The following is a 25355-nucleotide window of genomic DNA, read 5'->3' as shown; positions in this document are numbered from 1 at the left end:
AATGACCGACGACGAACAGAGTGGCGTGTTCATGGCGCTGATATTCGCTGGCGGCATTCTCTTTGGCTTCGGGCTTGGCTTCAGCCACATGGCTCAGCCCGAGGTCGTTCTCTCCTTCCTCCAGCTAGTCGATCTCGGCCTCGTCTTCGTGATGGGCGGTGCGGCGACGGTGACGGCGGGGACCATCTTCCTCGCGATGCGGTTCCGCGAGAACGCCCCGCTGACCGGTCGGCCGTACGAACGCCGCCTCAAATCGATGGACGGCAACGTCCTCTCGGGTGGGTCGATCTTCGGCGTCGGCTGGGGGCTCTCGGGGATCTGTCCCGGCGCGGCCTACGCCAGCCTCGGAGTCGGTAACTACCCGATCCTGATCGGCGTCGCGGGGATGTTTATCGGCGCGTACCTGCAGGCGTACTGGCGCTCGATGCGCGCCGAATCGGGAACTGCTGCGGTCGGCGCAGACTGACGGCGTGGACGTTTCGGTCGACCTGATGGTTTCTGAAGATTTAACGCCCACCACGACAAGAGACCGGTATGAGAACGATCCGCTTTCGCGACCCTGCCGGGTCGATCCGCCGTGGCGAGCTCACGGACGAGGGTATCGTTGCGTTCGGCGACAGCCGGTACGATACGTCAGCCGTCGATATACTCCCGCCGTCGACACCGGACAAAGTAGTCTGTATCGGTCGGAACTACGCCGACCACGCTGCCGAGCGTGGCGAGGACGTTCCGGACCGACCGCTGCTCTTCCTGAAGCCCCCGAATACGCTGGCCGGGCACGGCGATACGGTGACGCTCCCGGCCGGGAAAGACAAGATCGAGCACGAGGCCGAACTCGGCGTCGTGATCGGCGAGCAGTGCCGGGACGTCGATGCCGCGGACGCGATGGATATCGTCGAGGGCTTTACGATCGTCAACGACATCTCGAACCGCGATGACCAGCGTCGCGAGACCAACTGGGTAAGGGGCAAGGCGTTTGACGGCGCGGCACCGATCGGTCCGGTCGTTGCCGATCCCGAACACGTATCCGAAGACGCCCGGATTCGGCTCTGGGTCGACGGCGAACTCAGGCAGGACTCGACGCGGGATCGGCTGATCTTCTCGATTCCCGATCTGATCGAAGAGATCACGACCTACATGACCCTCGAACCCGGAGACGTGATCTCGACCGGGACGCCCGAGGGCGTGGGACCGCTCACGGACGGGGATCGTGTCGAGATAGAGATCGAGGGGATCGGACGGCTCGAACACGGCGTCCAGCAGGAGTGAACGGGCTGATAGGCGCCCGAATCAGGACTGCTGGCAGGCCGTCTCGAAGACATCCCGGTGAAGCTCGTCGGACACCGTCTCCATCAGCGACTGAAGGTTCACCGCGTCATCACGGTTGTACGAGACCAGCGTCTCCAGTGCGTTCTCGTTGCCGCGCTCGTACTCGTGCCAGAGGCGGACCGCATCCTTGCCAGTGATATCCGGCTCGTCTCGCTCGACACCCACGTCCCCTTCGATCTGTTTGAGCCCGCCGGAGTAGCCCAGCTGTCGACACGGGTACATCAGGTCGACGTGGGGAACGTCCAGATCGACGCCGAAGGAGGTTTCGAGGAAGGGTACGTCGAACCGTTTGCCGTTGAACGTCACCATCAGTTTGGCGTCCTCGAACTGGCGCGCGATCCGTTCGGCGGTGAGGTCTTCACCCTGCACGAGCGTCGTCGTCTCGCCGTCCCGGTGGAAGCTCACGGTCGTCACGCGGTCGCGATGGTGGTCGAGTCCGGTGGTCTCGATGTCGAAAAAGCAGGTGTCCTCGCGAAAGTTCTCGTAGAGCCGCCAGCGCTCGCCTGCGGGCAGGCACCGATCGAAGAAGGTCACGTCACCGTCGTCGAGATGCGTCCACGCCTCGCTGATGAACGTCTCGATGCGATCCGCGCGCGTCGGACCGACGACCGAGCCGTCGAACTCGTCCCAGTGTGTGATCCCGTTGGCCCAGAGCTTTCGTTCGGTCGACTCGCCGATACCCTGGACCGGGATGAAACTATTCTCGATTCGCACGACAGGAGGATGGGGATGAACGGTTGTAAACCCTTCCAGTCACGTCCAGTCGTCGGCGTCTGTCGGACTGACCGCCCAATCGCTGGTTCGTATCCGGGCCTCTTTCGCGTGATCGGTCAGCGAGAGACGGTGGCGACGCCGGACGACAGCGACCGGGTGGTCGTACCCGTTCTCGTCTGCGAGCCGCTTGATCTCCGAAAACAGTCGTTCGGACTGGCGTTCGAGTCTGGATCCGAGATACGCCAGAATGTACGCGCCCGCCAGCCCGAGCGCAGCGACGGCAAAGAGGACTCCACCCATGCCGGGTGAGAGTAGCCCGTACACCGCGGCGACGAACAGAATTAGCGTCACGATCCAGCCCCCCACGTGCCAGAGGTGTGGCACCGAACCGACGGCTGCGAGCGGCGACTGCCCCACGAAATGGACCGGGATCGACCGACCCGCCGAGAGATCCGTCACTGCTTGCTGGTCGAACGACCGATCCGTCGTCCCGTAGCTCAGGTAGTCACTGGCCAGGGCGATTGCCGAAGCGATACCGAGCAGTGCCAACGCGGGGTTGCGTGCGTATGCACTCCATCGTGCTCGCCGGGAGAGCGCCCCCGCCGGGCGGTCGATGATGATCGCGTCCGCATCCTCCGGGACGGCATCGGGAAGCTCCTCGGGTAACCCGCTGTCGCCGCGGTCCACGCCGAGAACCGTCAGCGTCACGGGATGATCGACGGTCTCGGCACGGTCAGGCCACGGGCCATCGGAGCGAGTGGACATTCAGTTGGTCGAGTGTGGGTTGTGCCCGTAATTAAATGCTCCCGTCCGGTGTGACAGAGAAACGCTACGCTTACCCGTGCTCTTTGCATGTACTTCGACAATGATTCGAGTGTGGAACGATGAGTGATGGTTCTGACTCGTGGTGGTCCATCACGGGCGACACGCCCGGCGAGCGCATGCGCAACGGATGGCTCCAGATCCTGCTGCTCGCTGGGGTCGTCTGGTTCGGCGCACTCGTCGTCTACAACGTCGTCTCCGTCCTCATCGATCCGATCACCGCCACAGCGGTGTTACTCGTCGGCGGTCTGTTCGTCGGGTTCAAACTCAAAGACTGGCTGGTCAATCCCGGCGAGGACACCTCCGAGACCGACGCTGACAATCAGTGAGCCAGTTCTGACTCCCGTAGTTGGTCGGCGAGATAGATTGCTGCGGGCACTGGCTCTTCTTCTTCGAACCGGGCGATCTCCCCGCCGTCGCGCTCGACGACGATCGTCGCGATCAGTTCGACCTCGTACTCCTCGGTGAGCGGACCGTTCTTGTCCCGGTCGACCTCGTACTGCTCGATCCGATCCTCATCCACGCCTGCAGCGTCGAGCGCGGCCGCGAAGTCAGGGAGTTCGGCCCGACAGTCCTTGCACCAGTCCGCGCCCCAGATCTTGAACGTCAGATCGTCTAACTGTTCGAGGACGTCGACCGTCTCGGCGTGTGCCTCGGCATCCCACGTCGGCGTGGGCTCCATGGTTTCGAGACTCATACCCCGGCGTTCGTGCCGGATCGATATAACCACCACGCTCGGCGAGCGGCCGATCCGCGTACTCTTTAGGCCTCGCCCGTCAACGGGTCGGTAAATGAAGACGAGCATCCTCGAGACGATCGGGTCGCCGCTCGTGGAGGTCAACGCGCCGGAGGGCGCGACGCTTGCGGCGAAGATCGAGTCGTTCAACCCCGGCGGGTCGGCAAAGGACAGGCCCGCACTGGCGATGGTTCGGGCCGCCGAGGACGCCGGTGCGATCGAACCGGGCGACACTCTCGTCGAGCCGACCAGTGGGAACACGGGGATCGGTCTCGCACTGGTCGCCGCCGCGAGGGGCTACGACCTGACGCTCGTGATGCCGGAGGGCAAATCCGAGGAGCGTCGACAGATTATGCGAGCCTACGGCGCTGACATCGAACTCGTCGACGGAGACATCTCCGCGGCGCGCGAGCGTGCCGACGAACTCGAAGCGGCCGGTGCCACCCAGCTAGGACAGTTCGAGAACCCGGCCAATCCCAACTCACACTACGAAACGACCGGCGTGGAGATCCTCGAACAGGTCGGCGACCGTGAGATCGACGCCTTCGTCGCGGGCGTCGGCACCGGCGGGACAATCAGCGGCACGGGACGACGGCTCCGCGAGGCGTTCCCCGACCTGGAGATCGTCGCCGTCGAACCCGAGGAAAACGCCGTGCTTTCCACAGGGGAGTCGGGGGACGACGACTTCCAGGGAATGGGTCCGGGCTTTGTCAGCGAGAACCTCGATACTGACCTGCTCGACGACGTGGAAACAGTCTCGATCGACGCCGCCGAAGCCGAGTGTCGCCGTCTCGCACGTGAGGAAGGGATCTTCGTCGGCCAGTCCAGCGGCGGGACGAACCTCGTGGCGAAACGGGTCGCCAGGCGACTCGTCGAGGACGGCGTCGAGGATCCGCTGGTCGTTACCGTCTACTGGGACAGCGGCGAGCGGTATATGTCGACGGGGATGTTCGATTGATCCGATCAGAGACGTTCGATCAGTCCGGCACCAGCCGAACGACCGGTGCGTCACCGTCGTCGACGAGCACGTACAGGTAGCCGGTTTCGGGATGCACGTCGACATCCCGAATTCGCCAGCCGTGATCCGCCAGCAGCGGGTCGCGTTCCCGCACATCACGGCCGTCGACAGTGAACCGGCCGAGATACTGTCCGGCGAGGTTACCGACGAACAGGTCACCCTGCCAGTCCGGGAACGCTTCGCCATCATAAAACGTCATTCCCGCGGGCGGGAAGCCGCCGGAGCCACACTCCCAGTAATAGACGGGCTCTACCACGTCGTCGCGCTCGTCGGGCCGGTCCCCCACCGGCTCGTCGGACCCGTACTCGCACCCGTAGCTCGCGATCGGCCAGCCGTAGTTTTCGCCGCCCTCGACGATGTTCAGTTCGTCGCCGTCCTCCTCACCGTGTTCGCTCTGCCAGATATCGCCAGTGTCGGGATGGATCGTCATGCCCTGTGCGTTCCGGTGGCCGTAGCTGAAGATCGCATCCCGAACGTCGGGGTCGTCGACGAATGGGTTGTCCTCCGGAATCGATCCATCCGGATCGAGCCGGAGCGTCGCGCCGAGTTCGTTCGTCGTATCCTGTGACACGTGCTCCGGGCCGAAATCCTTGAACTGTCGATCGCCGGTGGTGACGTATACCGCGCCGTCCTCGCCGAACACGACCCGCGAGCCGTAGTGGTTACTCCTATCGAGGAACGGCTCGGCGGCGTGGAGGCGCTCGAACTCGGCAAGTGCTACCGCGTCGGGATCGAGGCGGCCACGACCGACCATCGTCGCTGTGTCGCCGTTCTCGTCGCTCCCTGCATAGGTAAGATAGAGCCAGTTAGAATCCGGATAGTCCGGGTGAAGGGCGATATCGAGCAGCCCGCCCTGTCCCGCCGTCGAGACCTCCGGAGCGCCGTCGATCGGGTCGGCCGATTCGGCCTCAATGTCGACAAGCATCAGCGCGCCGTCGCGCTCCGTGACGACGGCACGGTCTCCGGGCAGGAACTCCATCCCCCAGGGATGGACGAGGCCATCGACGACAGTCTCGACCGATGCTCCCTCGATTGCCGGGGATTCGGCAGGGCCGTAACAGCCCGCGAGACCGACTACGCCGCCGGCCCCACACGCTTGGAGTAGCGTCCTGCGGTCGATCGAACCGTACCGATCGGGGATGGGGTCATTTCGACAGGATATGTCATCCGACATCTGTGCTGGCCGTTGGTAGGGGCGGCAATCGCATGAACCCCTCGCCGGGCTGGCCGTGGTGATTCTGTCGGCTATATGAACTCGGCCAGCACGTCCTGGAACGCGTCAGGACGCTCCCGCGGCGGCCAGTGTCCGCATCGATCGATCACCGCGAGTCTTGCGTCGGGGATCGACACAGCGGCCGTCTCCGACCACTCGACCGGGACGAGCGGATCCTCCGCACCGTGTACGAGCAGCGTTGGAATCCGAAGTTCCGAGAGTCGATCCGAGTAGTCCGTGCGGACGCCGTCGGGTCGGAACTCCTCGCGCATGAACGAGAAGAAGGCACTTCCTGCACCCGGCTGGCGGAGTCGTTCGGTGACCTCTTGGACGAACCCATCGTCGAGCGCCGCGGGATCGTGGACGAACGCACCGATCGCGAGTCGAGTCCCCGCTTCGGTGGCCGCGGCGAACTGCCGCCCGAACAGGTTCGCGAAGGGCGTGTTTGCCAGCAGGTACGAACCTGTTCCGCCGGGGACTGCATTACGGAGTCCATAGCTGTCGACGATCACGAGCCGTGAGACCCGTTCCGGGCTGTCGAGCGCGTAGCCCAGCGCGGCGCTCCCACCCATCGAGATACCCACGAGTATCGCGGTGTCGAGGCTCAGCGAGTCCAGGAAGTCCGAGAGCACGCCGACGTAGTATTCAGTCGTCGTCTCTTTCGGGTCGTCGCTCTCGCCGTACCCCGGCCAGTCGGGTGCATAGACCCGCCGTCCGCAGTCGTTCGCGAGGAACTCGATTGTGTGTTTCCACGAGAGTGCGGCGTCGTCGATCCCGCTCCCGTGGAGCAGCACGATCGGCGGCTCCTCCGGGTCGTTCCCAACTCCTGCTTCCAGATAGTGGACGCGAGACTCGTCGATGGTGGCGTATCGGGCGTTCGCTGCGGGGACGCGCTCGCTCGCGATCATCCTGACTCCCTTCGCCTGGCCTCCGGGATCACAACTCGAACTCCGACTCCGACACTCTGACGACGACGGTCTCCTCGACATCGCGCAGGTCGTACTCGGGGTGGTCACCGTCGGTTCGCCGGACGTAGAGCGGTTCGACGAGCTGTGGCTTCCGCTCGGTCTGGACCGCGCCGCCGTCGCTTGCCGTCTCGTCAGCCTCTGTGCCGTCCGCTGTTTCGACGCCGTAGAGCTTGAGATACGTACCCGTCTCCTCGGGGGAGATTCGATTCGACCGGACGGCCTCGGCGAGATCGCGGGAGAGCCATTCGTCCTCGCTGATCGACGGCTCCCTGACGAGGACGGTATCGACGAAGCGGACGAGATACCAGTTGAGGTCGTTCAGCAGCGAGACCGCAGCGCCGACGCTGACGGTGTCGAGCGCGACGGTGTTCTCGAACGGTTCCGAGAGGTCGTACGTCGAGAGGGCTTCCCGGGACGTCTCACGCGAGAGCAGTTCGTACTTGAGGACGACGTCCGGGGAGCCGACGAGACAGACGCGGGTCACTATCGGGGTCTGGGAGTCGGGGAGTATTGGGAATTTCGGCTAGAAGGTGGTCAACTCGCCGTCGATAACCCGCTGGGTGATCGCGGTGACGTCTGCAAGCTGCTCGTCGACGATCTCCGTGATCTCGTCCTCGACGTCGTCGAGCTCCACGCCGTCCGCTGCGACGACGTGCACGTCGGCCACGTGGGGCTCGTCGATCGGACGACCGATCTGGCTGAGCAGTCGCACGCGCAGATCGCGGATGCCGTCGACGTCGTCGACGACGCTTTCTGCAATCTCTGTCGACAGCAGGTTGTAGATCTTCCCGATGTGGTTGACCGGGTTCTTGCCACTGGTCGCTTCCATCGACATCGAACGGTTCGGCGTAATCAGGCCGTTTGCGCGGTTCCCGCGACCCACGGAGCCGTCGTCACCCTGCTCCGCGCTCGTGCCGGTCGTGGTGAGGTAGATGGAGCCGTCCTCGTAGTTGTCCGCCGTGTTGACGTCGACCGTCACGTCGCGGTCGGTGTACTCGGTCGCCAGATCGACGACGTGATCGTGAATTCTCGTGACGGCGTCGTCGTACTCGTCGAGGTCCTCGATATGCTCGTCGATGATCGCTGCGGCGACTGTAATGTTGATCTCGTCGCCCTCGCGTTTGCCCATGATCTTCACGTCCGGACCGACCTCGGGATTGTCGGCGGCGTAGGGACCATTGAGGCTCCGCTCGGCGTTCAGGACGATCTCCTCTGTTTCGGTGAGGGGAGCGTGGCCGACGCCGAAGCTCGTGTCGTTGGCCATCGGAACGGTCGCACCCTCCTCGCCGAAGACCTCCTGCAGGTCGCCGCTTCCCTCGCCGAGTTTGACGTCGACGATAATGTCCGTGCCGACGTCTAGCTGGGGGATGTTCTCGTTGAGATACTCGCGGGCGGCTTCGAGCGCGATCCGCTCGGCCGGGATCTTCGTCCCCTCGTACTCCTTGGTCGCACGGCCGACGATCAGTAGATAGATGGGCTCGAGAACTTCGCCGCCGCCGAACGCGGGCGCGGCGTTACCGGCGACCAGCTGGGTCTCGTCTGTGTTGTAGTGCAGGACTTTGCCTACCCGATCGATATACTCGCGTGCAAGCGCCTGCGCGACGTGCTCGGCGATCCCATCACAGATCGAGTCAGGGTGTCCGATCCCCTTTCGTTCCACGATCTCGACGTCCTGATCCTCGACTGCACGGCGGTCGATCGGCTCGACCCGAATGTTCCGTTCTGTCATTATACGGACCTTCGACGCCGGTCGTTCTATAACTTGCGGAAACCACCGAGCATCGTATGATGTTTATCAGTTATACTCCTGCCTATTCATCGGCAAGCAATAATCCGAGATATGATGTCCGGATCTGTTCGTCGGAATCGAGGCCCAGTCGGTCGAGGACCGCCCGCGCGCCCTCACGCGCCGTCTCGATGTCTGCCGACTCGGTCTCCGTTTCGACCTCGACGAACTCGCCGAGCCCCTCGACGGCGTCCAGCGTTACCGTGTACCCGTCGAACGCGAACTCGGTTCGTTCCTTTGTGACTGTCGCCGCAGGCGAAAAGCCGAGTCGGTGCAGTATCTCGTTCATCGTCTCCCCGTCCTCAACGCGGGTCTCGAACTCCTCTCGTGACTTGGATTCGGCTTCGAGAAGCGGTCCTTTGTAGGTCACGCGCTCGGCCGAAGAATCGTCTCCCGGCCTACTGACACACCGAATCCGGAGTGCCTCGTCGGTCTGAGCGAAATTACGGTGGGGTGCATCGTAGTAGGTGTCTTCCTGTTGGATGTGATTCTCACGATCCGCGTCCAGTTCGTCGAGCCGCTGTAGGACCGTCTCGTGATCAGCACGGACTTTCAGTTCGACCTCGTACATGACCTGCCGAACGACTTCAGGGCGAAAAGGGGCGTCGGTTGCCATCCGGAACTGCGCTGCACGACGTACCGCTGACGGGACCGAAACGTGGTGTTTAAATGCCGAACGGGAAACGTTTAGGGTATGAGCGACGATCAAGAGGCAGAACCGGAATCGAACGACGACCAGTCAGAAGGACTTGCGGACGGCGACTTCGTCCGCATCGCCTACACCGCGCGCACCGTCGAGAACGGACAGCTCGTCGACACGACCTCTCAGGAAGTCGCAGAGGAGGAAGGCGTCGACGACCAGCAACAGAGCTTCGAGCCGCGCGTGATCGTTCTGGGCGAGGGCCATATCTTCGAGAGCGTCGAGGACGCGATCAAGGGCGGCGAGGTCGGCGACGAGGGCGAGGTCGTCGTCCCCGCAGAGGAAGCGTTCGGCGAACGCGACCCCGACGAGGTCCGCACGGTCAGCGCCGACAAGATCCCCGAAGACGATCGGTACCCCGGCGCTCACGTCGATCTCGATGGCGAGCACGGCCACGTCGAAGCGATCATCGGCGGTCGTGCTCGCGTCGACTTCAATCACCCACTCGCGGGTCAGGACGTCGAGTACGAGTACGAGATCCTCGAACTCGTCGAGGACCGCGTCGAGAAGGCCAAAGGCCTGATCGGCATGTACGTCGACACCGACCTCGAGATGTGGATCGAGACGGACGAAGAAGAGGAAGAGGTCCTCGTCGAGAACGAGGACGAGGAAGACGACGAGGACGCCGAGCCGGAAACGGAGCTCCAGACTGTCGAAAAGGAGACGCTGTACATCGAGGCGACGCCACAGCTCTCGATGAACCAGCAGTGGATGTTCTCGAAACAGCAGATCGCGGGCGATGTCACCCAGAAACTCGACCTCGATCGTATCATCATCCAAGAGACCCTCGGTGAGGGAGCCGGTATGATGGGCGGTATGGGCGGTATGATGGGCGGTATGGGCGGCGGCGACATCGAGGATGCGCTCGAAGACGCCGACGTCGACGCCGACGAGATCGTCGAAGAGCTCGAAAACGCAGAAGAGTAACGTCGCAGGCAGTCGTTTTCCCGAGTCGATCGAGTGGTGAGCGCCTGCTGTAGCTCAGGCGATATCCCGGCTCGTATCGATCGCAACCTCGTCTTTCATTTCGAGTTTGATCGTCTCAGTGAGGGCTTGCCCGCCCCGGAACTTCGGAACCGAGAGCCTGTTCTCGACATCCGTACCTCGCACTGTCGTCGTCAGATCGAACACGATGTCGGCCATGTGTTTTGTCGTATCCCGGTTGTCGGGGATGGAATGACCGGAGAGGCAATGAAGAATCGCGATACTGCCCGTATTCACCATGTGGTTTTGCAGGTCGTTGAGGAAGTTCTGATAGCGGCTTGGCTCCCGCCGTTCGAGCGCGTCGACCGGATCAATGATGAGATTCGCACCTTCCGGAAGCGCACGGATCAGTCGGTTCGCCTGATCGAGCGGTTCGTTGCCGCTGATATCTCGTACCGTTGGACTGCCGGTCGGGGCGCTGGTCGATTCGATGGCATCCCTGACGGCCTGATCGTTTCGCTGGCTCGTGAGATAGAGCGACCCGCGCGCAGCGGTCAACTGGTACAGAAGTAGTTCCGACTGACTAGCTGGGGAGGCACTAAAGGCGATAATGCTCCCCGGAGGAATACCTCCGTTGAGCTTCCTGTCGAGAACGTCGATTCCCGTATCCAGCCGCCCCGTCATTGTCTGGGTAGCATAGTTTCGTTTAGTACATAGTTCTTTGCCTCTTACCAGAGTACTGGCCAGAGTAGTCAATCATCCAATGTTACTGATCTCCAGTTGGCCGACCACGTGTTCGTAGGTCCGTCTGACCTCCGGGGATCGTAGCGGTCGCCTGGTATCTGGAATCGGAATAATCCTGCTGGTACCGAGGAGTCGTTCCGCCCCCTCGGGGACGGTATCTGCCCCGGTAATAACAGCCCCGATGACCGGCGAGCCGAGCTGTTCGGCCATCGCCGCGGTCTTTGCAGTATCTCGGAGACTCGCCGGTTCCGCGGTCGAGACCAGCAGAATTCCTGATGCAACCTCGATGGGAACTGCGGCGTCCCTACCAGCACCCGCGGGACAGTCGATCACTGTCTGTGCCGGATGACCTCCACAGAACTCCTCGACCCGCTCAAAGATCTGCTGGCGTCCCTGTGGCGTCGCCGTTTCTGGTGCTTCGAGGATGGTTACTCCGGGGCCAGCACATCGGTCCCTCAACTCCTCGACTCGGATCGAGCGGACAGGTAGCGATCGAAGCGGGGCTGTTTGCGCTAGCGAGCGGAGGTCTGGCATATCCCAGTCCCCCTCGACGCCGATTACTGGCGAGTCACTCCCCGCAACGATTGCTCGCGCTATTGCTACTGTCGTCGTCGTTTTGCCGCAGCCGCCTTTCCCGCCTGCGATGGCGATCACGGGGTGTCTGGTGCGGGATCGTATATAAACCCCGGGACTACTCCTCGGCGCCCGCCGTTCTACCCACACGGTCAGCTGCTCGCTCCGGGTCGTCGATTTCGTCCATCACGCGCTCGTGGAACGACTGCAGGACGGCGCTTTCGTCCTCCGCCAGTACGACATCACTGGCGGACAGCGTGGCCAGTCCGAACGCGCGCGGTGTCGGCGAGTTTACCGGCTGACTGACGACGTCGATGTCGCCGCGCTGGATCGCATCCAGTATCTCCTCGATCCCGTCGAGATCGAGTTTGTCCTCGATAATCTCGCGATACGTTTCCTCGATAACGGCGAACTCATCCAGGTCCTGTGCGAACCCGAGCAACATCTCGCTGGATACCTGCTGTTCGCTCGCGGACTTCTCGTAGCCCTTGTACCGTTTGAGGATCATCAGCGAACGCGTTGCGTTGATCCGAAAATACCGCTGGAGGAGGTCGGTCCCGTCGAGACTCGCCCGTAAGAGTTCCCTGGCGTTCTCGGGGGCAGTATCTTCTATGATACCCTGTACGTCGACTTTTCGGTTCAGTGGCATCGAGATGGTAAAACCGTTATCCGCGACGGCGACGGTCACGTTGGCGTTCGTCTCCTGTGCACAGCGATAGGCGAGCAAACGCGAGAGGCCGTCGTTGAACTGTCGGCCGTAGTTCGAGTGGACGTGAAATCGCCGCTCGTACTCGTCGTGGTCCCGCTCGACTTCGATCGCCAGTCGCTCGTCGGTGCTGACGCTCTCGACGCCCGCATAACGGATCTGGTGTTCGAAGATTCGTGCGATCGCACGGACACTGTCGTCGTCGAGCGGGAACTGTCGGAGCCAGTGACGGACGGAGGCCGCGTCACCTTCCTCGTACTTGTCGACGATCTCACGCTGGAATCGCAGGACCTCTTTTCCAAGATCGTACGAGAGCGGAAGGCGCTCGGAGTACCACGAGGGGACTGTCGGCCGGGCGCTCGTTCGATCGACGTAGACTTTCGATCCACGCCGATACCGGTACTCGAAGTTCGAGCCGCCGAGGACGAAGACGTCACCCGGTTCGAGGGTGTCGAGGTACGTTTCGTCGAGCTGTCCGACCCACTCGTCGCTCGCACGAGTGAAGACGTCACAGCTAAACGAGTCGGGGATCGTCCCGATATTGGTCATATAAATAACGCGTGCGAGTCGGCCGCGTTTTCCGATCAACGGCAGTCCGACGGGAAACTCTTCGTGGTGATGTTCGCCCTCCGGTGGATCGTTACGGTCGCGCCAGATCTTGGCGTAGACGTTCTTTGCTTCGAGTCCCTCGTAGTCGGCCGTCAGGTAGCGAGCGAGTTGCTCGAACTCCTCGTCGGTGTAGTCTCTGTAGGGGTAGGCTCGGCGTAGAATGTGTAGAACTTCTGCCTCGGGGCGGATCTCCCCGATCGCCATCCCGTAGACGTGTTGGGCTGCAACGTCCTGTGGCTTCGACGGGATATCGACACTGTCGACGAACCCCTCCTCGGCCGTTTTGAGCATGACCGCACACTCGATGAGTTCGTCGCGATCGAGGGCGATCACCCGCCCGGTGACGGTCTGGCCGACGCGGTGGCCCGCCCGTCCGACGCGCTGGAGCAGCGAGGCAACGGACTTCGGACTCCCGACCTGTACCACGAGATCGACGTGTGGCATGTCGATTCCCAGTTCGAGGCTCGTCGAGGTCGACACGAACTCCAGCGATCCGTCTTTGAGAGCCCCTTCGATCCGTTCGCGTTCGTCCTTCGAGAGACTGCCATGGTGACAGCCGGAGTTCTCCTCATCGTACCCCTCGAAACGCTCGCGGAGGTTGTGCAGGACGCGCTCGGCCCCTGATCGGGTGTTCGTAAAAACGAGCGTGTTGGTGTGGTCGTCGATCAGGTCGTGTAGCTTGCGGTAGAATCGGTCCTGAATCACGTCACGCCGGGTGTGGATCAGGTCGGCGGTCGGTGACTGCAGTTGGATGTCGAACTCGCGGGCAAACCGCGCGTCGACGATTTCGTACGGCCGGGAGTCGCTGCCGGGTTCTGCCTGTCCGACGAGGAACTCCGCAACGGTCGAGAGTGGATCGATCGTCGCCGAACAGCCGATACGAGTGGGCGAGCCGTCGGCGAGTGCTTCGAGCCGTTCGAGACTCACGCTCAGGTGCGTGCCGCGCTTTCCCGATGCCAGTGCGTGGATCTCGTCGACCACGACGTACTCCACTGTCCGGAGTTTCTCGCGGAATTTCGGAGAGTTGAGCAAGATTGCGAGCGTTTCGGGCGTCGTGTTGAGGATGTGTGGCGTCTCCTCGAGCATCCGCTGGCGCTCACTGTCTTTCGTATCGCCGTGACGAATCGCGTGGCGGATATTCGATGCGTTGTCGGTGTCTGCCCGTTCGCGTTCGATCTCGGCGATGCCGTCGAGTGGGACGGTCAGGTTCCGGTGGATATCGTTCGCGAGGGATTTCAGCGGAGAGACGTACAGACAGTAGACCGAATTGTCGAGACCCTGCTCCCGTTCTCGGGTGAACAGTTCGTCGATGATTGCAGTGAAGCTGGCGAGCGTCTTGCCGCTGCCCGTCGGCGCACAGATCAGCGTATGCTCGTCGTCGTCGATCAGTGGGATGGCCCGCTTCTGAGGCGGCGTAAAAAAGCCCTTGTTCTCGTCGACGTACTCGCCGAACTCCCGCACCCACCATTCCTGGACGAGCGGATCGAGTCGTTCTAGAACGTCGCCGTCGGTGACAGACTGACTGTCGATAGTGGTCTTACCGACGCGCTCGATCAGCTCTTTCCAGCCCATTATCTGCTACTGAGAGTCGGTCGCCCAAGTGCGTTTGGTCGGGCCGAGGAAAACTACTGTTCGCTGGCTTCGTCGCTGGAGTCGTCTGCACCGCGAGCCATGGCTGCACTGGCTCCCGCCGGGCCGTTCGCCTCCAGACGTCGCTCGACCAATCCCTCGAAGTCGGCACTCGAGTCGTACTCGTCGCGGCACTGAAGGACGACACCTCCACGGTCAGTTATTTCGTACAGGCCCGAGCGCTCGGCAGGGCCGATCTTTTCGACCAGTCCGTAATCCTCGAGCACGGGTAACCGGTTGTTGACGTTCTTTCGGCTCTTGCCGGTGATGTGAGCGAGATTCGGAGCGACGTTGCGTCCGTAGGCGTGTAATGCTTCCAGTATCAGGAAGTCTGTTGGCTGTCGCAGTTTCACGGTTGTACTCCTTGAGTAATGATAGTTGGCGCCCGATAAGTAACCATCCCTTTTCTACTGACCGGGAACGCCGAAATCAACAGCCAATGGAAATTACCGTCGGCAATTATAAGTTGCGGGGGCACGATAGGCTATTCGTGGCCTGGCGAGTCAGATGTCCCAGACCCCCGAACGCCGGGCCACAGTTCAGCCATGTCAGAGCACTACGACCGCCCTCTCCCGGAGGCTGCCGATGACAGACCACAGTAGCGTGGAACGGTTCGCGGAGACTCGGCCCTCCCGTTCCTCCCCAGCAGTGGTTCTCTTGACAGACACCGAGGGCTATCGAACGACGGTTCTGTCCGCGCTGTCCGACGCTGCCACACTGACAACGGTAGATACTGCCCACGACGTGACGATCGCGGAATTCGATCTCGCCATCGTCGAGCAGGGAAAGCTTCCGGACAGGGTGGTTGAGGGAGAGACAACGTGCAAGACGCCGATTCTGTACATAACATCCGATGAGTCAAGCGTTCCGTCCAGCGTCTGGAGGGCGATCACCGACGTAGTTTCGCCCTGTGCAACGACTGCATCTCTGGGTGCGCGAATCCACAACACTATCAGTACTCCGAGGGACCATCGACAGCAACACGGCCTCGTCGGTATCGATTGTGTTCCGGAACCAACAGTATCGGTCGATGTCACCGACGGAAAACGGATCGTGAGACATACCAACACTGCGTTCGAGACGGAGTTCGGTTTCGAACCGGAAGACGTGACGGACAGGCGACTCGAAGAACTGATCGTCCCGGACGTGTCAAGAGAGTACACCGCGGACCTCACCAATCGAGCAGTCGCCGGAGAAACCATCGAACGCGTGCTTCGCCGGGATACGCGATATGGGCGACGGGATTACCTCGTTCGGATGGTCGAATCCCACCACTGCGAAGCCGATCTCTGGATCACGTACACCGACGTAACGAACAAACGGTGTCGGGAACAACAGGTCAAAGTACTCAACCGCGTGCTCCGTCACAACCTCCGCAACGATATGAACATAATCCTCGGGAACGTCGAACGGCTACTCTCCGAGGTCGACGACCAGCGTGCGGCGGAAGTCGGCGAAGAGATCAGACGGGCAGCCGAAAGTCTCGTCGGACTGGGCGACACGGCAAGCACCCTCCGGGAAACATGGGACAACGTCGATCCGACTGCGATCGATCTCGTACAGGTCGCCGAGCGCGTACGACGGGATGTTCGCAGGGAGACTCCCTCCACAGAAATACGGGTAACAACCCCAGAACGGTGCTGGGTTAACGGCGATTCCCGACTGGTCGCCGCGGTCTCCGAACTGGTCGAAAACGCGATCGATCATACGCCCCCTGGTACGGACATCGAGCTCGAAGTCGAATCGGAGGGTGACTGGGCGCGGATCAGTGTGCTCGACGACGGACCGGGACTGCCAGAGTCGGAACGGGCAGTCCTTAACGGGAACGCTGAGACACCGCTTGATCACGGCAGTGGACTGGGTCTGTGGATCGTCAACTGGATCGTCTCGGTTTCGGGCGGGCAACTCGCAGTCGATGTCGACGAGGGAGCCAGTACGGCCGTGACGATCTCGTTACCGATTGCTGATGTGGAGGCGAAGTGAACCACCGGTTCACACACTAATAGAGTTGAATGTTGACTGTCGTCGGTATGTTTATTCACATCCTCTTCGTAGATGGGTTCTACATGGGTAGTACCCGTCTCGGTGGGAGGTGTTCGGCCTCATGAATATCGAATTCACAGCGCGCGAGTCTGGCGGGGTAGAAATCGTCGACCCGATCGAGCGCGTTCATTACACGCTGAACACGCCGAAACGACAGTCGGTCAGCGATGCCGACAGCGCGCGCTTTCGATTTCCCGTCGACGCCGCCGTGCAGATACACTGTAAGCGCATAACCCTCCCCACCGTCCCCGCGACGCTCGTACGGGACGGCTCCGGCAGCGTCGTCACGCAGATCGAACATTTCTCAGACGGGTCACTGCCGGACGGCGAGTACGAGATCGAACTCTCGCTCCCGCTCAAAGTGTACATTCGTGTGGAGAGTGCGATCGAGTTCAGCTCGGACGACGAGCAGCTGGTGATCGACTTCGGGAAGCCCACCGACGTCTCGATCGGCGCACGGTCGAAACACGAACAGCCAGCGGGAACGATTACCACGACCGAGCAGCCGAGAGATATTATGCAAACGGTGTCGGCGCTTGGCTCCTCGCTGAAAACCACTTCGCCTGAACGCTCGCTGCCCACCCTTCGTGGCCATCCGCCGGAGATCGAACTCGGCGAACGACTTTCGATCCCGGACGGAATCACTGCGCCCGATACGGAAATCGAACTGCAGGTTCCGCTCACGTACGAACACGTGTTCCCCGCCGCGCCGCTGGCGTACTACCTCGGTGCGACGATGTGCCCCGGGGAGGAGCCACGAATCGTGACGGGCGACGGCTACACACAGGAGCTAATCGCAGCACCAACCTACGAGGAGCGCGTCGCCCGCACGCTCAAGCAGGTGTTCTTCCTCGACTGTGTGACACGCACGGAGGGGTTGTATCCGGTCCCGCTGCGGGAACGATCGCGTCTCGAAGAGCGGATCGAACTGCCCTTCAACAGGCTCTACGAACTCCCGCCAGCGGATCGCCTGGCGACGTATCTCGACGCTGTGGCCTACAGCGACGTCGATGACCTGCTCCCCGACTGGAAGCTCACGACACACGTCTCGCCGACCGCAGGGACGATCGAAACTCTGCCGTACCTGATCAACGACCTCGCGATCGTCCGAATCGCCGATCCGCAGGAACTCTCCCGCTCGTCCGTCGAGGACACTGGCATGGGGGCGTACACCCGCGGTGCTGACACCCGAAGCGCCACCGGGCAGTCCCCCGACACAACCTACGTCCAGCTAGACGAAGACGACGACGCAGTCGAGCAGGCCTGGATCGGCGACGAGACCCCGGTCGGCCTGAGCAAAGCGATTCCCGAAGCCTATCGCAACCGGTTCGACCGCGAGCCGTCCAGCGGAGACATCTCGATCACAGTCATCTGTAACGACGACCGGATGGACCGCGAACGCGGCGTCGTCGACGAGGTGTACGGTTCGCGCGAACGCCTGCCCTTCGAGGTCTCGATGAGCCACGATCTGACGACCGAGGAACTCGCGGACGCGCTCGCCCAGCCTGCCGACTTTCTCCACTACATCGGCCACATCGAGGACGGCGGCTTTCGCTGCACCGACGGTCTCCTCGACGCAAGTGAACTCGATAGCGTGGCCGTCGATGCGTTCCTGCTCAACGCCTGCCAGTCCTACCATCAGGGGCGGGCGCTGATCGAAAATGGCGCGATCGGCGGCGTCGTCACGCTAAGCGACGTCATCAACTCAGGCGCAATCCGTATCGGTTCGACGCTCGCACGCTTGCTTAACTCCGGATTCCCGCTTCGTGCCGCGTTACAGATCGCCAAAGGGGAAAGTATCGTCGGCAGCCAGTACCTCGTGATCGGTGACGGCGGGTTGGCGATTACGCAGGCTGAGAGTGGGACGCCGTTGCTCGGCCATATTGAAGAACAGGCAGACGAGTACGAGCTTACTCTTGAGGCTTTCCCAACTACTTCTGGCGGGATGGGTGGGTTGATACAGCCGAACGTCGAATCGATTTCTAGTTATAAAATCAATTCTGGACCGCTAGATCCGGTTAAAATGACGCGTGAAGAGCTATTACGGTTTTTGCAGCTCGAAATGGCACCTATGAAAATGAACGGTCGGCTGCGATGGAGTACAGAATTAACGGCGGAACTTTCTTCAGACTAATCAATTGTTTTTGCCATCGCCGCCGCCGCTCCACCAACCTGACTGAGCGCCAGCAGTATCGTGAACAGCACGCCGATCATCCGCGGGTGTTCTCTGAGGAACGATTCCATCTTGCCGTTGTTGCTGTCTGCCATGGTACATACCAATGGTAATTGCCGATGGAAATAAAGATATTTAAAGTATACTTACAGTAAAAATAATGGATTATACTATATTCAAGAGAAAGTATTTTTTAAATACTATCAGCAGTCGAATAGAGCTGTTTAAGCCACTATTACTCGGAAATAAGGACTAACCACCGGCGGACGTCGTTCCGGATCAGTTTGAGAATCGGGGGACGGTCTCCGTCTCGACGACGGTATCGAAGGCACTGCGTAGCATGTAGATCGTCTGGTCGTCGTGGGCGGCGGCGTCGAGGTAGAACTGGCCGACCGCGTCGGCAGCAGCAATGCGACTGGTGAGGATGTGCAAGAACCGGAAGAGGCGTTCGGTTTCGATATCTTCGAGCAGTGCGGTCAGCGAGTGGACGCAGACGACGGTCCCGCCCGCGTCATCGAGGAGCGAACTGATCTCGATACCCGTAGTGCTCAGGTTCGTGGGGTCCGAGAGCCGTTTGACAGTCATATCGTCGGCCGTGAGGTCGGAGTCCGCATCGGTCAGCAGGCGTTTTCGTCCGTCCACACTGAGCCGCTCGGTGCGTTCGATCGCTGGCGTCGGATCCGGACCACAGGCGAGTACGAGCAGGTCGTCGACCGACCGGGCTCGCACGAACCGCTCGGTGTATTCGATGTCGCTTTGATCTCCGGGAATGAGTATCAACGCGCTGGTCCCCGCTTTCTGGGAGGGAGCTGTGGACGATTGTCCGGTGGTTAATTTCTCGTCGTCGGCCATAGGTCATATCTTGGAAGATGCGTATAAATGTATTCTGGAACAACGACGAGCGAGTCACAAGAGATTATGTGAGCGACGACGTGCATCTATCCATGCGCGTCACATTTCTGGGGACCGGCAGCGCGATGCCGACCGGCGAACGGTATCAATCGGCGACGCTGCTGCGTGACGACGACCGACGACTGCTCGTCGACTGTGGTGCTGGGACGCTACAGCGGCTCCAGCAAAGCGGCGTCGGCTACGAGGCAGTCGCTACGGTATTGCTCACGCACCACCACCTCGATCACGTCGCGGATCTCTTTCCGCTGCTCAAAGCACGGTGGCTCGCCGGTGAAGAACATCTCACGGTCGTCGGGCCACGTGGGACGAAAGCGCTGGTCGACGGACTGTTCGAGGTCCACGATTACCTTGATGGGCGAATCGACGTGAGTATCCGCGAAATCGCATCCGGCGAACACGTGATCTCGGGGTTCGATCTGAGCGCACGTGAGGTCAGGCACTCGAAACGGACGCTCGCCTATCGGTTCGACGATCGACTCACGCTGAGCGGGGACACCGAGGCGTTCGAGGGGCTGGCCGACTTTGCAGACGGCTCGGCCGTCTTCGTCCACGACTGCTCGTTCCCGGACGACGTCGACGTCGACAACCACCCGACGCCGACCGAGCTGGGGAACGTCCTGTCGGGCCACGAGTACGGCCGTGTCTATCTCACGCATCTGTACCCCCACACCGACGGCCGCCACGACGAGATGCTCGACGCGATCGCGGCACAGTATGAGGGCGAGGTCCGGTTCGCCGAGGATCTCATGACGGTTCGAGTGAGCTAGGACTCGTCGTCCGAAAGTGGCCGGGACAGTCGATCGAGCCGATCCTGAGCGCTCTTTTTTCGGTCCGTCGTCTCATCCGGTTGGTAGCTGAGGTCGGTGAGGGTGGCGTCTTCGACCGTCGCTCGAAACACTGCCCCCTCGTGACGTCCGTCTTCAGGCACCTCCAGCACGTCTATCACGTACTCGTCGACGACTGCACCGTCGGCTTCGAGCAGGAGCGTTGCGTGTTCGCCGTCGACGATCCGATCGAGGACGGCGTCGTACGTTTCACTCATCAGTGGATACTAGCCACGACAGGGGCTTGAGTGTCCGGTGATGTGATCGCCGCCGTGTCGTCCTCGGGCTTGTGTTCTACCAGCTCGGCAGGGTCGGTGGTCTCGTCGTGTTCGGTCGTGACGGTCGTCTCCTCGCCATCAGTATAAACTACGATATCTCCGTGGACGCCGGTCCAGTAGGTCTCGATGTCACGACCGGCGAACGACTCCATGACCTCGTCGTGGGGATGACCGTACTGGCTATCGAGCGCGCTGGAGATCACGGCAACCTCGGGCTTGACGGCATCCAGGAACGGCTCGGTCGAACTGGTCGAGGAGCCGTGATGGCCGGCCTGATAGAGTTCAGCATCGAGTTCATCGCCGTGCGCGTCGACCATGCGCTGTTCGGCGTCCTGTTCGGCGTCTCCGGTCGTAAGATAGCTCGTCCCGCCGATTTCGACCGACAGCGTAACGCTGTTCTCGTGAAGATCAGTACCTGAATCGCCTGCAGGAGGGTTGTATACCTCGACGGTCGTCTCGCCGAACGCGAAGCTATCGCCGTCCTCGACAGTACGAAGATCGACGTCGTGGCGCTCGACAGCATCGAGATACCGATCGTATGTCGCGGAGGTATGTGCAACACCGCTGTCGTAGGCTGTTCCGATCCCCTCTGCGTCTTCCTCGTAGTAATCGATCACCGCCTCGTGGCCGCCGATGTGGTCGGCATGGCCGTGGGTCGCCACGAGGTGATCGATCCGCTCGACATCCTGTTCGTCGAGATAGGCGAGGACTTCCTCACCGTCCTGTCGCCAGTCTCCGGTGTCGATCAGCATCGTTTCACCTCCGGGTTCGATCAGCAGGGTCGCGTCGGCCTGTCCGACGTCGATATGGTGGATCTCGACGGCGTCGTCGAGCGGCTCGGTCGCTTCGTCCTCGGTATCGCCGAGGGACGCGGTCTGTTCATCATCGGCTGCATCGACGGGGATGTCGCCGACACAGCCTGCCGTGACGAGCAGGAGGCTGACGCAGACGACGAGGAGCCCGCGGTGCATACCCTTTTGACGGTACTCTGTCGCATAAACCTCCGGGCGTTTCTCGACTCCAGAGACGTTGATTTTCCGTACGACTGCAAAGGAATTATATTCTGATCGAATAAATACCGCACCATGACGACCGGGATATTGATCGCTGGTGGCGTCGTACTCCTGTTGGTCCTGATTGTTCTCTTCATATACGTTCCGGACTGGGACACGACCTCGGAATCGACGAAGGCCGCACAGTCCGCACTGGAGACAGTAGCACTGGGTCGGGACGCGGATCTCGTTGCGGAACCACCGAGCGTCCATAAGACACCAGAGGTGAATACGCATCGAGATGGCGATCCGATCGTTGTCCCGATTATCGAAGTCACGCTGGATACTGACGACGAGCCGGATCGTGCGACCGGCTATCGGATCGCCGCGGGCGTTCTCGAAGCGGTCCATCCGGAGTACACCGATACCCACGTCCGGAACTACGACATCCATTTGGTCCAGGACGAGGACACCTGGGTGAGACAGCCGGACAAGTGCCGAATCGCCGTCACGCCAGCACTGGTCGAACGACTTACCCGCGAACCGGATTTCGACGCGCAGGATCTCCAGCGGGAGGTCGAAGCGGCAGACGACGGCGATGACGAGATTCCACCTGTGGCGTGGGGTGAACCGCTCGACTACTGGCATAATGATGGGTCGTCAGCGGCGGCCGTCACGACGACTGGCGTCCAGTAACAGAGAATCGGCGACGAAACGAGGAACCGACGCTCTTACTCCTCTGTGTTTTCGTCGGCACCGAGCACGCGGTTCGCGGCGTATACCGCCCCGCCAGCGACGCCCGCCGCACCGGCAGCGACGCCGAAGCCGGGCAGTCCATCGTCCTCGTCGTCAGCGTCGTCGTCTTCCTCCTCTCCGTCTTCCTCGTCGATCTCTTCGTCACCGAGCGCGACGTAGGGGATCTGTGCGTAATTGTCCTCGTCGTACGCGAGTGCGTCCTCGTTGTCGACGTCCTCGGCAGTCAGTAGATCGATGACGTTCGGGGCCGTGCCGTGTTCCGCGCCGCCGAACTGCCACTCGCTGGCCTCGGATTCGACTGCCCGGACGCCGCCGTCACCGTAGCCGTCGTAGCTCATGACGATCACGGCCATACCGGCTTCGGGCAGGTAATCGATCGCGTGCTTGTCGAACTCGACGACGATAGTGTTCGGATCCTCGTCGGGATCGTAGCTGTAGTCGCCCTCCTCACCGACGATGTCGCCGTCGGCATCGTAGACTGTGTGTTCCCCCGGCCCGGCGGTCAGGACGTGCTGGTACGGTGCGGCGAGTTCGGCGTTGACGCCGGTTCGGGCCTCCGTTTCCCCGTCGTCGACCTCCGGATCGTTGAGATATACCTGAATGTGCTGGTGTGAGACGCCGCTGTCGTTGTCCCATGGGTTCGACACCTCGTTATGGAACTCGAACTCGAAACGGAACGTCTCGTCTGTTTCTTCAATGGTTACGCCCGCGAGATCGAACTCGCCTTCGGGGATCTCTTCCGTACCGGGGTAGGTGTAGTTGCCCGGACCGAAATCAGTTCCTTCGGGCTGTTCGAACTCCGCGATGACGTTCCCCGGCAGGCTGAAGTCGGTCGGCTCGTCGGCTTCGAGGACGATTCCAGTCGGGACATCGATCTCGACGTACTCGTGTTCCTCATTGACCTCGAGCCCGGCATCGTCGCCAGTGATGAGGTTTTCCGATTCGACGTAATCGCCGATCCGGACGGTCTGTGTGTCGTCACTGAAATCGAGCAAGACGACGACGCGTCGATCCGTCTCGGGATCGTAGCGTGCGTACGCGAGCGTGGAGTCCGAATCCGCTTCGTAGTCGATCCGTTCGACCCGGGCGTGATGCTGGAGGGCGGGATGGGACTTGCGCAGGTCGACGAGCTGCTGGTAGAACTCCAAGGTGTTCTCGTCGAAGTCGCCCCAGTTCATCGGCTCACGCCAGTCGGTCAGGCCAGTCTCCTGCCCGTAGTAGATCATCGGGACGCCGGGGAGGGTAAACGTCGCCGTCCCGGCAGCCAGCTGTGCCATGAAGCCGTGCTGTTCGAGATACCGGTCCGTGTCGTGGTTCTCTATGTACTGCATGAACAGCGACTCGGGATGTGCGCCGTTCCGGAACCGGTCCTCGTAGGCTTCGAGGACTTCCTCTGCCGTTCCTTCCGCAGCAGCGCCGAGCGCGCCGTGGAGGTGGTTGTCGTAGTGGACGTCGAAGCCGCCCGCACCGAACTCTTCGTCGTACGGCAGCGTCTCGTCGAGCATGAAGAAGTCGGAGTCGTACTCGGTGACCCGCTGGTAAATCTCCTTCCAGAAGTGGTTTGGCACGCCCCACGCGATGTCGGCGCGAAAGCCATCGACTTTGGGTGCCCAGAAGTCGACGACGTCGAGACACCACTCGCGGACTTCAGGGTTTTCGTGATCGAGGTTCGGGATCCCGTCCCAGCCGTAGTACGCCTCGCGGTTGCCGTCATCGTCCCAGCGGAACCAGTCGTAGTACTTTTCATGCTCTTCGTGGCTCTCGTCGAGCGCCGCCTGGAAGAACGGATGATTCTCGGAGGCGTGGTTGATGACGAGGTCGAAGACGACCTTGATGTCGCGGTCGTGTGCCTCGTCGACCAGGTTCTCGAAGTCTTCCATCGTTCCGAGATCCGGATCGACGTCGAAGTAGTCGGTCTTGTGGTACCCGTGGGGGCCGCCTTCCGCCTCTGGCGTTCCGAACCCGCGGTCGGTCGGCACAAAGGGCGTCATCCACAGAACGTCGACGCCGAGCTCGTCGAGATGGTCGAGTCTGCCGGCAATCTCGTCGAATCCGGGCGTGTCGTCCGTGGCGATCGTTTCGCCGTCGAGCTCCTGTTCGGGGAAGCGCCGCGTGAAAATGGAGTAGATAATCGAGTTTTCGACCCAGTCAGGAGCTTTGTACGGGTGTTCGACGTGCAAATCGTCACCCTCGGGAACGAGCTTGATCATGTCCGCAACGGAATGGCGGTCACCGACCGCGACGGCGTGGACCCGGACCGGGTCGGTGATCTCCGACGCGGAGATCGTCCCGTTGCCTGCGAGCACGTCTTTGTCCCGATCGTCGACGTAGAACTCAACGTCGACCTGCTCGTCGATGACATCCTCGCGGTCTGGGGCCATCGCATTCGCCGAGAGCAGGACCTGTCCCTCGACGACTTCGGCATCGAGATCCACGCGCGGACGTGGATCGTCCTCGTCTTCCTCGGGGAAGACACGGACCGTCAGCTCGTGTGTACCGTCGGGCGCGTCGAGTTCGAGGGTATACTCGCCCGGAACGTCCGGCTCGAACTCGGCGACCGCGGCGTCAGTGGGGGTTGCCGAGGAGTCAGCCGGGGCATCGACGACCGACCAGGAGTACTCTGCGTCGCCGTCCGGGTTCCGTGGCGCGAGGTCGTCCCGGATATTTTCCTCATCGAAGTTCGGGTTGACGAATCCGCGTCCCTTATGTGTAAACCGTGGGGGGCCGGGGTGATGAGAGCCGTCGTCTGTCTCCAGATCGAGCTCCGATCGGTTCTCCGTGTGGTCCGCAGCGGCGGGGACACCGGTTGCCGTCAAACCGGCGACAGCGGCGAGACTGGTGATGAATGTTCTACGTTGCACTGTACCACCCAGTTAGACTACGGACTGATAATAATTATGGTAATC

The 25355-nt window shown here is 61.5% G+C and carries 26 protein-coding genes; 9 read left to right on the top strand and 17 right to left on the bottom strand.

Going from position 1 to position 25355, the window contains the following annotated elements; all coding sequences use genetic code 11:
• The first annotated feature begins 1 nt into the window (after position 1).
• Together AArcS_RS04410 and AArcS_RS04405 are read left to right on the top strand one after the other, a co-directional pair.
• Complete coding sequence (locus AArcS_RS04410) at positions 2–466, top strand: DUF6691 family protein (RefSeq protein ID WP_238479224.1); 465 nt, start codon at positions 2–4, stop codon at positions 464–466.
• Positions 467–534: 68 nt separating this feature from the next.
• Positions 535–1269: a fumarylacetoacetate hydrolase family protein gene (locus AArcS_RS04405; protein ID WP_238479223.1), complete on the top strand. Its 735-nt coding sequence runs from the start codon at positions 535–537 to the stop codon at positions 1267–1269.
• Positions 1270–1290: 21 nt separating this feature from the next.
• Here AArcS_RS04405 and AArcS_RS04400 read toward each other — a convergent pair whose 3' ends face one another.
• Together AArcS_RS04400 and AArcS_RS04395 are read right to left on the bottom strand one after the other, a co-directional pair.
• Positions 1291–2043 carry a ribonuclease H-like domain-containing protein gene (locus AArcS_RS04400; RefSeq protein WP_238479221.1) on the bottom strand — a complete coding sequence of 251 codons (753 nt, stop codon included), beginning with the start codon at positions 2041–2043 and terminating at the stop codon, positions 1291–1293.
• 39 nt (positions 2044–2082) lie between these two features.
• The gene (locus AArcS_RS04395; protein WP_238479220.1) at positions 2083–2808 is read right to left on the bottom strand and encodes a hypothetical protein; all 726 of its coding nucleotides are present in this window, start codon (positions 2806–2808) and stop codon (positions 2083–2085) included.
• A 119-nt stretch (positions 2809–2927) separates the two neighbouring features.
• On the opposite strand from AArcS_RS04395, the gene AArcS_RS04390 reads away from it, so the two are divergent.
• A complete protein-coding gene (locus tag AArcS_RS04390; RefSeq protein WP_238479218.1) occupies positions 2928–3194 on the top strand; it encodes a hypothetical protein in 267 nt (88 codons plus the stop codon).
• Here the strand turns inward: AArcS_RS04390 and AArcS_RS04385 are convergent.
• Positions 3188–3562, bottom strand: a complete 375-nt coding sequence (locus AArcS_RS04385; RefSeq protein ID WP_238479216.1) for a thioredoxin family protein — start codon at positions 3560–3562, stop codon at positions 3188–3190. The genes AArcS_RS04390 and AArcS_RS04385 overlap by 7 nt on opposite strands.
• A gap of 94 nt (positions 3563–3656) precedes the next feature.
• Between AArcS_RS04385 and AArcS_RS04380 the strand changes: the two genes are divergently transcribed.
• Positions 3657–4559 carry a PLP-dependent cysteine synthase family protein gene (locus tag AArcS_RS04380; protein ID WP_238479214.1) on the top strand — a complete coding sequence of 301 codons (903 nt, stop codon included), beginning with the start codon at positions 3657–3659 and terminating at the stop codon, positions 4557–4559.
• Positions 4560–4578: 19 nt separating this feature from the next.
• Here the strand turns inward: AArcS_RS04380 and AArcS_RS04375 are convergent, their stop codons facing one another.
• From AArcS_RS04375 to cyaB, 5 genes are all read right to left on the bottom strand, one after another.
• A complete protein-coding gene (locus tag AArcS_RS04375) occupies positions 4579–5793 on the bottom strand; it encodes a PQQ-dependent sugar dehydrogenase (RefSeq protein WP_238479213.1) in 1215 nt (404 codons plus the stop codon).
• 71 nt (positions 5794–5864) lie between these two features.
• Positions 5865–6740 (bottom strand): alpha/beta fold hydrolase, encoded by an 876-nt coding sequence (locus AArcS_RS04370; RefSeq protein WP_238479211.1) that lies wholly within the window; start codon positions 6738–6740, stop codon positions 5865–5867.
• A 28-nt stretch (positions 6741–6768) separates the two neighbouring features.
• Positions 6769–7284 (bottom strand): DUF5804 family protein, encoded by a 516-nt coding sequence (locus AArcS_RS04365; RefSeq protein ID WP_238479209.1) that lies wholly within the window; start codon positions 7282–7284, stop codon positions 6769–6771.
• 39 nt (positions 7285–7323) lie between these two features.
• Positions 7324–8529, bottom strand: a complete 1206-nt coding sequence (locus AArcS_RS04360; protein ID WP_238479207.1) for a methionine adenosyltransferase — start codon at positions 8527–8529, stop codon at positions 7324–7326.
• Between the two features lie 82 nt (positions 8530–8611).
• Entirely contained in the window at positions 8612–9157 is a 546-nt protein-coding gene (cyaB, locus tag AArcS_RS04355) for a class IV adenylate cyclase (protein WP_238479976.1), read from the bottom strand.
• A gap of 123 nt (positions 9158–9280) precedes the next feature.
• On the opposite strand from cyaB, the gene AArcS_RS04350 reads away from it, so the two are divergent.
• A complete protein-coding gene (locus AArcS_RS04350; RefSeq protein WP_238479205.1) occupies positions 9281–10213 on the top strand; it encodes an FKBP-type peptidyl-prolyl cis-trans isomerase in 933 nt (310 codons plus the stop codon).
• A gap of 54 nt (positions 10214–10267) precedes the next feature.
• Here AArcS_RS04350 and AArcS_RS04345 read toward each other — a convergent pair whose 3' ends face one another.
• The 4 genes from AArcS_RS04345 to AArcS_RS04330 all read right to left on the bottom strand — a co-directional run bounded on the left by AArcS_RS04345 (position 10268) and on the right by AArcS_RS04330 (position 14824).
• A complete protein-coding gene (locus AArcS_RS04345) occupies positions 10268–10894 on the bottom strand; it encodes an RAD55 family ATPase (RefSeq protein WP_238479203.1) in 627 nt (208 codons plus the stop codon).
• Between the two features lie 72 nt (positions 10895–10966).
• Positions 10967–11608: a nucleotide-binding protein gene (locus tag AArcS_RS04340; RefSeq protein WP_238479202.1), complete on the bottom strand. Its 642-nt coding sequence runs from the start codon at positions 11606–11608 to the stop codon at positions 10967–10969.
• Positions 11609–11645: 37 nt separating this feature from the next.
• Positions 11646–14414 carry an ATP-dependent helicase gene (locus tag AArcS_RS04335; RefSeq protein WP_238479200.1) on the bottom strand — a complete coding sequence of 923 codons (2769 nt, stop codon included), beginning with the start codon at positions 14412–14414 and terminating at the stop codon, positions 11646–11648.
• Positions 14415–14467: 53 nt separating this feature from the next.
• On the bottom strand, positions 14468–14824 hold the full coding sequence (locus AArcS_RS04330; RefSeq protein WP_238479198.1) for a winged helix-turn-helix transcriptional regulator: 357 nt from the start codon (positions 14822–14824) through the stop codon (positions 14468–14470).
• Positions 14825–15056: 232 nt separating this feature from the next.
• Here AArcS_RS04330 and AArcS_RS04325 point away from each other — a divergent pair, with 232 nt between their 5' ends.
• Both AArcS_RS04325 and AArcS_RS04320 read left to right on the top strand, forming a co-directional pair.
• Positions 15057–16454 carry a sensor histidine kinase gene (locus tag AArcS_RS04325; RefSeq protein ID WP_238479196.1) on the top strand — a complete coding sequence of 466 codons (1398 nt, stop codon included), beginning with the start codon at positions 15057–15059 and terminating at the stop codon, positions 16452–16454.
• A 121-nt stretch (positions 16455–16575) separates the two neighbouring features.
• Positions 16576–18648: a CHAT domain-containing protein gene (locus AArcS_RS04320; RefSeq protein WP_238479195.1), complete on the top strand. Its 2073-nt coding sequence runs from the start codon at positions 16576–16578 to the stop codon at positions 18646–18648.
• Here the strand turns inward: AArcS_RS04320 and AArcS_RS04315 are convergent.
• Positions 18645–18782, bottom strand: coding sequence for a DUF7503 family protein (locus tag AArcS_RS04315; protein WP_238479193.1), 138 nt, complete (start codon positions 18780–18782; stop codon positions 18645–18647). The genes AArcS_RS04320 and AArcS_RS04315 overlap by 4 nt on opposite strands.
• A 184-nt stretch (positions 18783–18966) precedes the next feature.
• Positions 18967–19539, bottom strand: coding sequence for a DUF7504 family protein (locus AArcS_RS04310; RefSeq protein ID WP_238479192.1), 573 nt, complete (start codon positions 19537–19539; stop codon positions 18967–18969).
• Positions 19540–19631: 92 nt separating this feature from the next.
• On the opposite strand from AArcS_RS04310, the gene AArcS_RS04305 reads away from it, so the two are divergent.
• A complete protein-coding gene (locus AArcS_RS04305) occupies positions 19632–20366 on the top strand; it encodes an MBL fold metallo-hydrolase (protein ID WP_238479191.1) in 735 nt (244 codons plus the stop codon).
• Here the strand turns inward: AArcS_RS04305 and AArcS_RS04300 are convergent.
• Both AArcS_RS04300 and AArcS_RS04295 read right to left on the bottom strand, forming a co-directional pair.
• Positions 20363–20641 (bottom strand): DUF3006 domain-containing protein, encoded by a 279-nt coding sequence (locus AArcS_RS04300; RefSeq protein ID WP_238479190.1) that lies wholly within the window; start codon positions 20639–20641, stop codon positions 20363–20365. The genes AArcS_RS04305 and AArcS_RS04300 overlap by 4 nt on opposite strands.
• Positions 20641–21672 (bottom strand): ComEC/Rec2 family competence protein, encoded by a 1032-nt coding sequence (locus AArcS_RS04295; RefSeq protein WP_238479189.1) that lies wholly within the window; start codon positions 21670–21672, stop codon positions 20641–20643. The genes AArcS_RS04300 and AArcS_RS04295 overlap by 1 nt, the downstream gene beginning before the upstream one ends.
• Before the next feature lie 114 nt (positions 21673–21786).
• Between AArcS_RS04295 and AArcS_RS04290 the strand changes: the two genes are divergently transcribed.
• Entirely contained in the window at positions 21787–22389 is a 603-nt protein-coding gene (locus AArcS_RS04290; protein ID WP_238479188.1) for a hypothetical protein, read from the top strand.
• A 35-nt stretch (positions 22390–22424) separates the two neighbouring features.
• On the opposite strand, the gene AArcS_RS04285 is transcribed toward AArcS_RS04290, so the two are convergent.
• Complete coding sequence (locus AArcS_RS04285) at positions 22425–25310, bottom strand: glucodextranase DOMON-like domain-containing protein (protein ID WP_238479187.1); 2886 nt, start codon at positions 25308–25310, stop codon at positions 22425–22427.
• Positions 25311–25355 lie beyond the last annotated feature (45 nt).

The organism is Natranaeroarchaeum sulfidigenes (assembly GCF_017094485.1).
Classification (GTDB): domain Archaea; phylum Halobacteriota; class Halobacteria; order Halobacteriales; family Natronoarchaeaceae; genus Natranaeroarchaeum; species Natranaeroarchaeum sulfidigenes.
This window is presented reverse-complemented; position numbering and strand designations above follow the sequence as displayed.

Coding starts and splice junctions, on each gene's coding strand:
- AArcS_RS04410 (WP_238479224.1), top strand. CDS start 2: ATGACCGACGACGAACAGAGTGGCGTGTTCATGGCGCTGATATTCGCT.
- AArcS_RS04405 (WP_238479223.1), top strand. CDS start 535: ATGAGAACGATCCGCTTTCGCGACCCTGCCGGGTCGATCCGCCGTGGC.
- AArcS_RS04395 (WP_238479220.1), bottom strand. CDS start 2,808: ATGTCCACTCGCTCCGATGGCCCGTGGCCTGACCGTGCCGAGACCGTC.
- AArcS_RS04390 (WP_238479218.1), top strand. CDS start 2,928: ATGAGTGATGGTTCTGACTCGTGGTGGTCCATCACGGGCGACACGCCC.
- AArcS_RS04385 (WP_238479216.1), bottom strand. CDS start 3,562: ATGAGTCTCGAAACCATGGAGCCCACGCCGACGTGGGATGCCGAGGCA.
- AArcS_RS04380 (WP_238479214.1), top strand. CDS start 3,657: ATGAAGACGAGCATCCTCGAGACGATCGGGTCGCCGCTCGTGGAGGTC.
- AArcS_RS04375 (WP_238479213.1), bottom strand. CDS start 5,793: ATGTCGGATGACATATCCTGTCGAAATGACCCCATCCCCGATCGGTAC.
- AArcS_RS04370 (WP_238479211.1), bottom strand. CDS start 6,740: ATGATCGCGAGCGAGCGCGTCCCCGCAGCGAACGCCCGATACGCCACC.
- AArcS_RS04360 (WP_238479207.1), bottom strand. CDS start 8,529: ATGACAGAACGGAACATTCGGGTCGAGCCGATCGACCGCCGTGCAGTC.
- cyaB (WP_238479976.1), bottom strand. CDS start 9,157: ATGTACGAGGTCGAACTGAAAGTCCGTGCTGATCACGAGACGGTCCTA.
- AArcS_RS04350 (WP_238479205.1), top strand. CDS start 9,281: ATGAGCGACGATCAAGAGGCAGAACCGGAATCGAACGACGACCAGTCA.
- AArcS_RS04345 (WP_238479203.1), bottom strand. CDS start 10,894: ATGACGGGGCGGCTGGATACGGGAATCGACGTTCTCGACAGGAAGCTC.
- AArcS_RS04335 (WP_238479200.1), bottom strand. CDS start 14,414: ATGGGCTGGAAAGAGCTGATCGAGCGCGTCGGTAAGACCACTATCGAC.
- AArcS_RS04325 (WP_238479196.1), top strand. CDS start 15,057: ATGACAGACCACAGTAGCGTGGAACGGTTCGCGGAGACTCGGCCCTCC.
- AArcS_RS04320 (WP_238479195.1), top strand. CDS start 16,576: ATGAATATCGAATTCACAGCGCGCGAGTCTGGCGGGGTAGAAATCGTC.
- AArcS_RS04315 (WP_238479193.1), bottom strand. CDS start 18,782: ATGGCAGACAGCAACAACGGCAAGATGGAATCGTTCCTCAGAGAACAC.
- AArcS_RS04310 (WP_238479192.1), bottom strand. CDS start 19,539: ATGGCCGACGACGAGAAATTAACCACCGGACAATCGTCCACAGCTCCC.
- AArcS_RS04305 (WP_238479191.1), top strand. CDS start 19,632: ATGCGCGTCACATTTCTGGGGACCGGCAGCGCGATGCCGACCGGCGAA.
- AArcS_RS04300 (WP_238479190.1), bottom strand. CDS start 20,641: ATGAGTGAAACGTACGACGCCGTCCTCGATCGGATCGTCGACGGCGAA.
- AArcS_RS04295 (WP_238479189.1), bottom strand. CDS start 21,672: ATGCACCGCGGGCTCCTCGTCGTCTGCGTCAGCCTCCTGCTCGTCACG.
- AArcS_RS04290 (WP_238479188.1), top strand. CDS start 21,787: ATGACGACCGGGATATTGATCGCTGGTGGCGTCGTACTCCTGTTGGTC.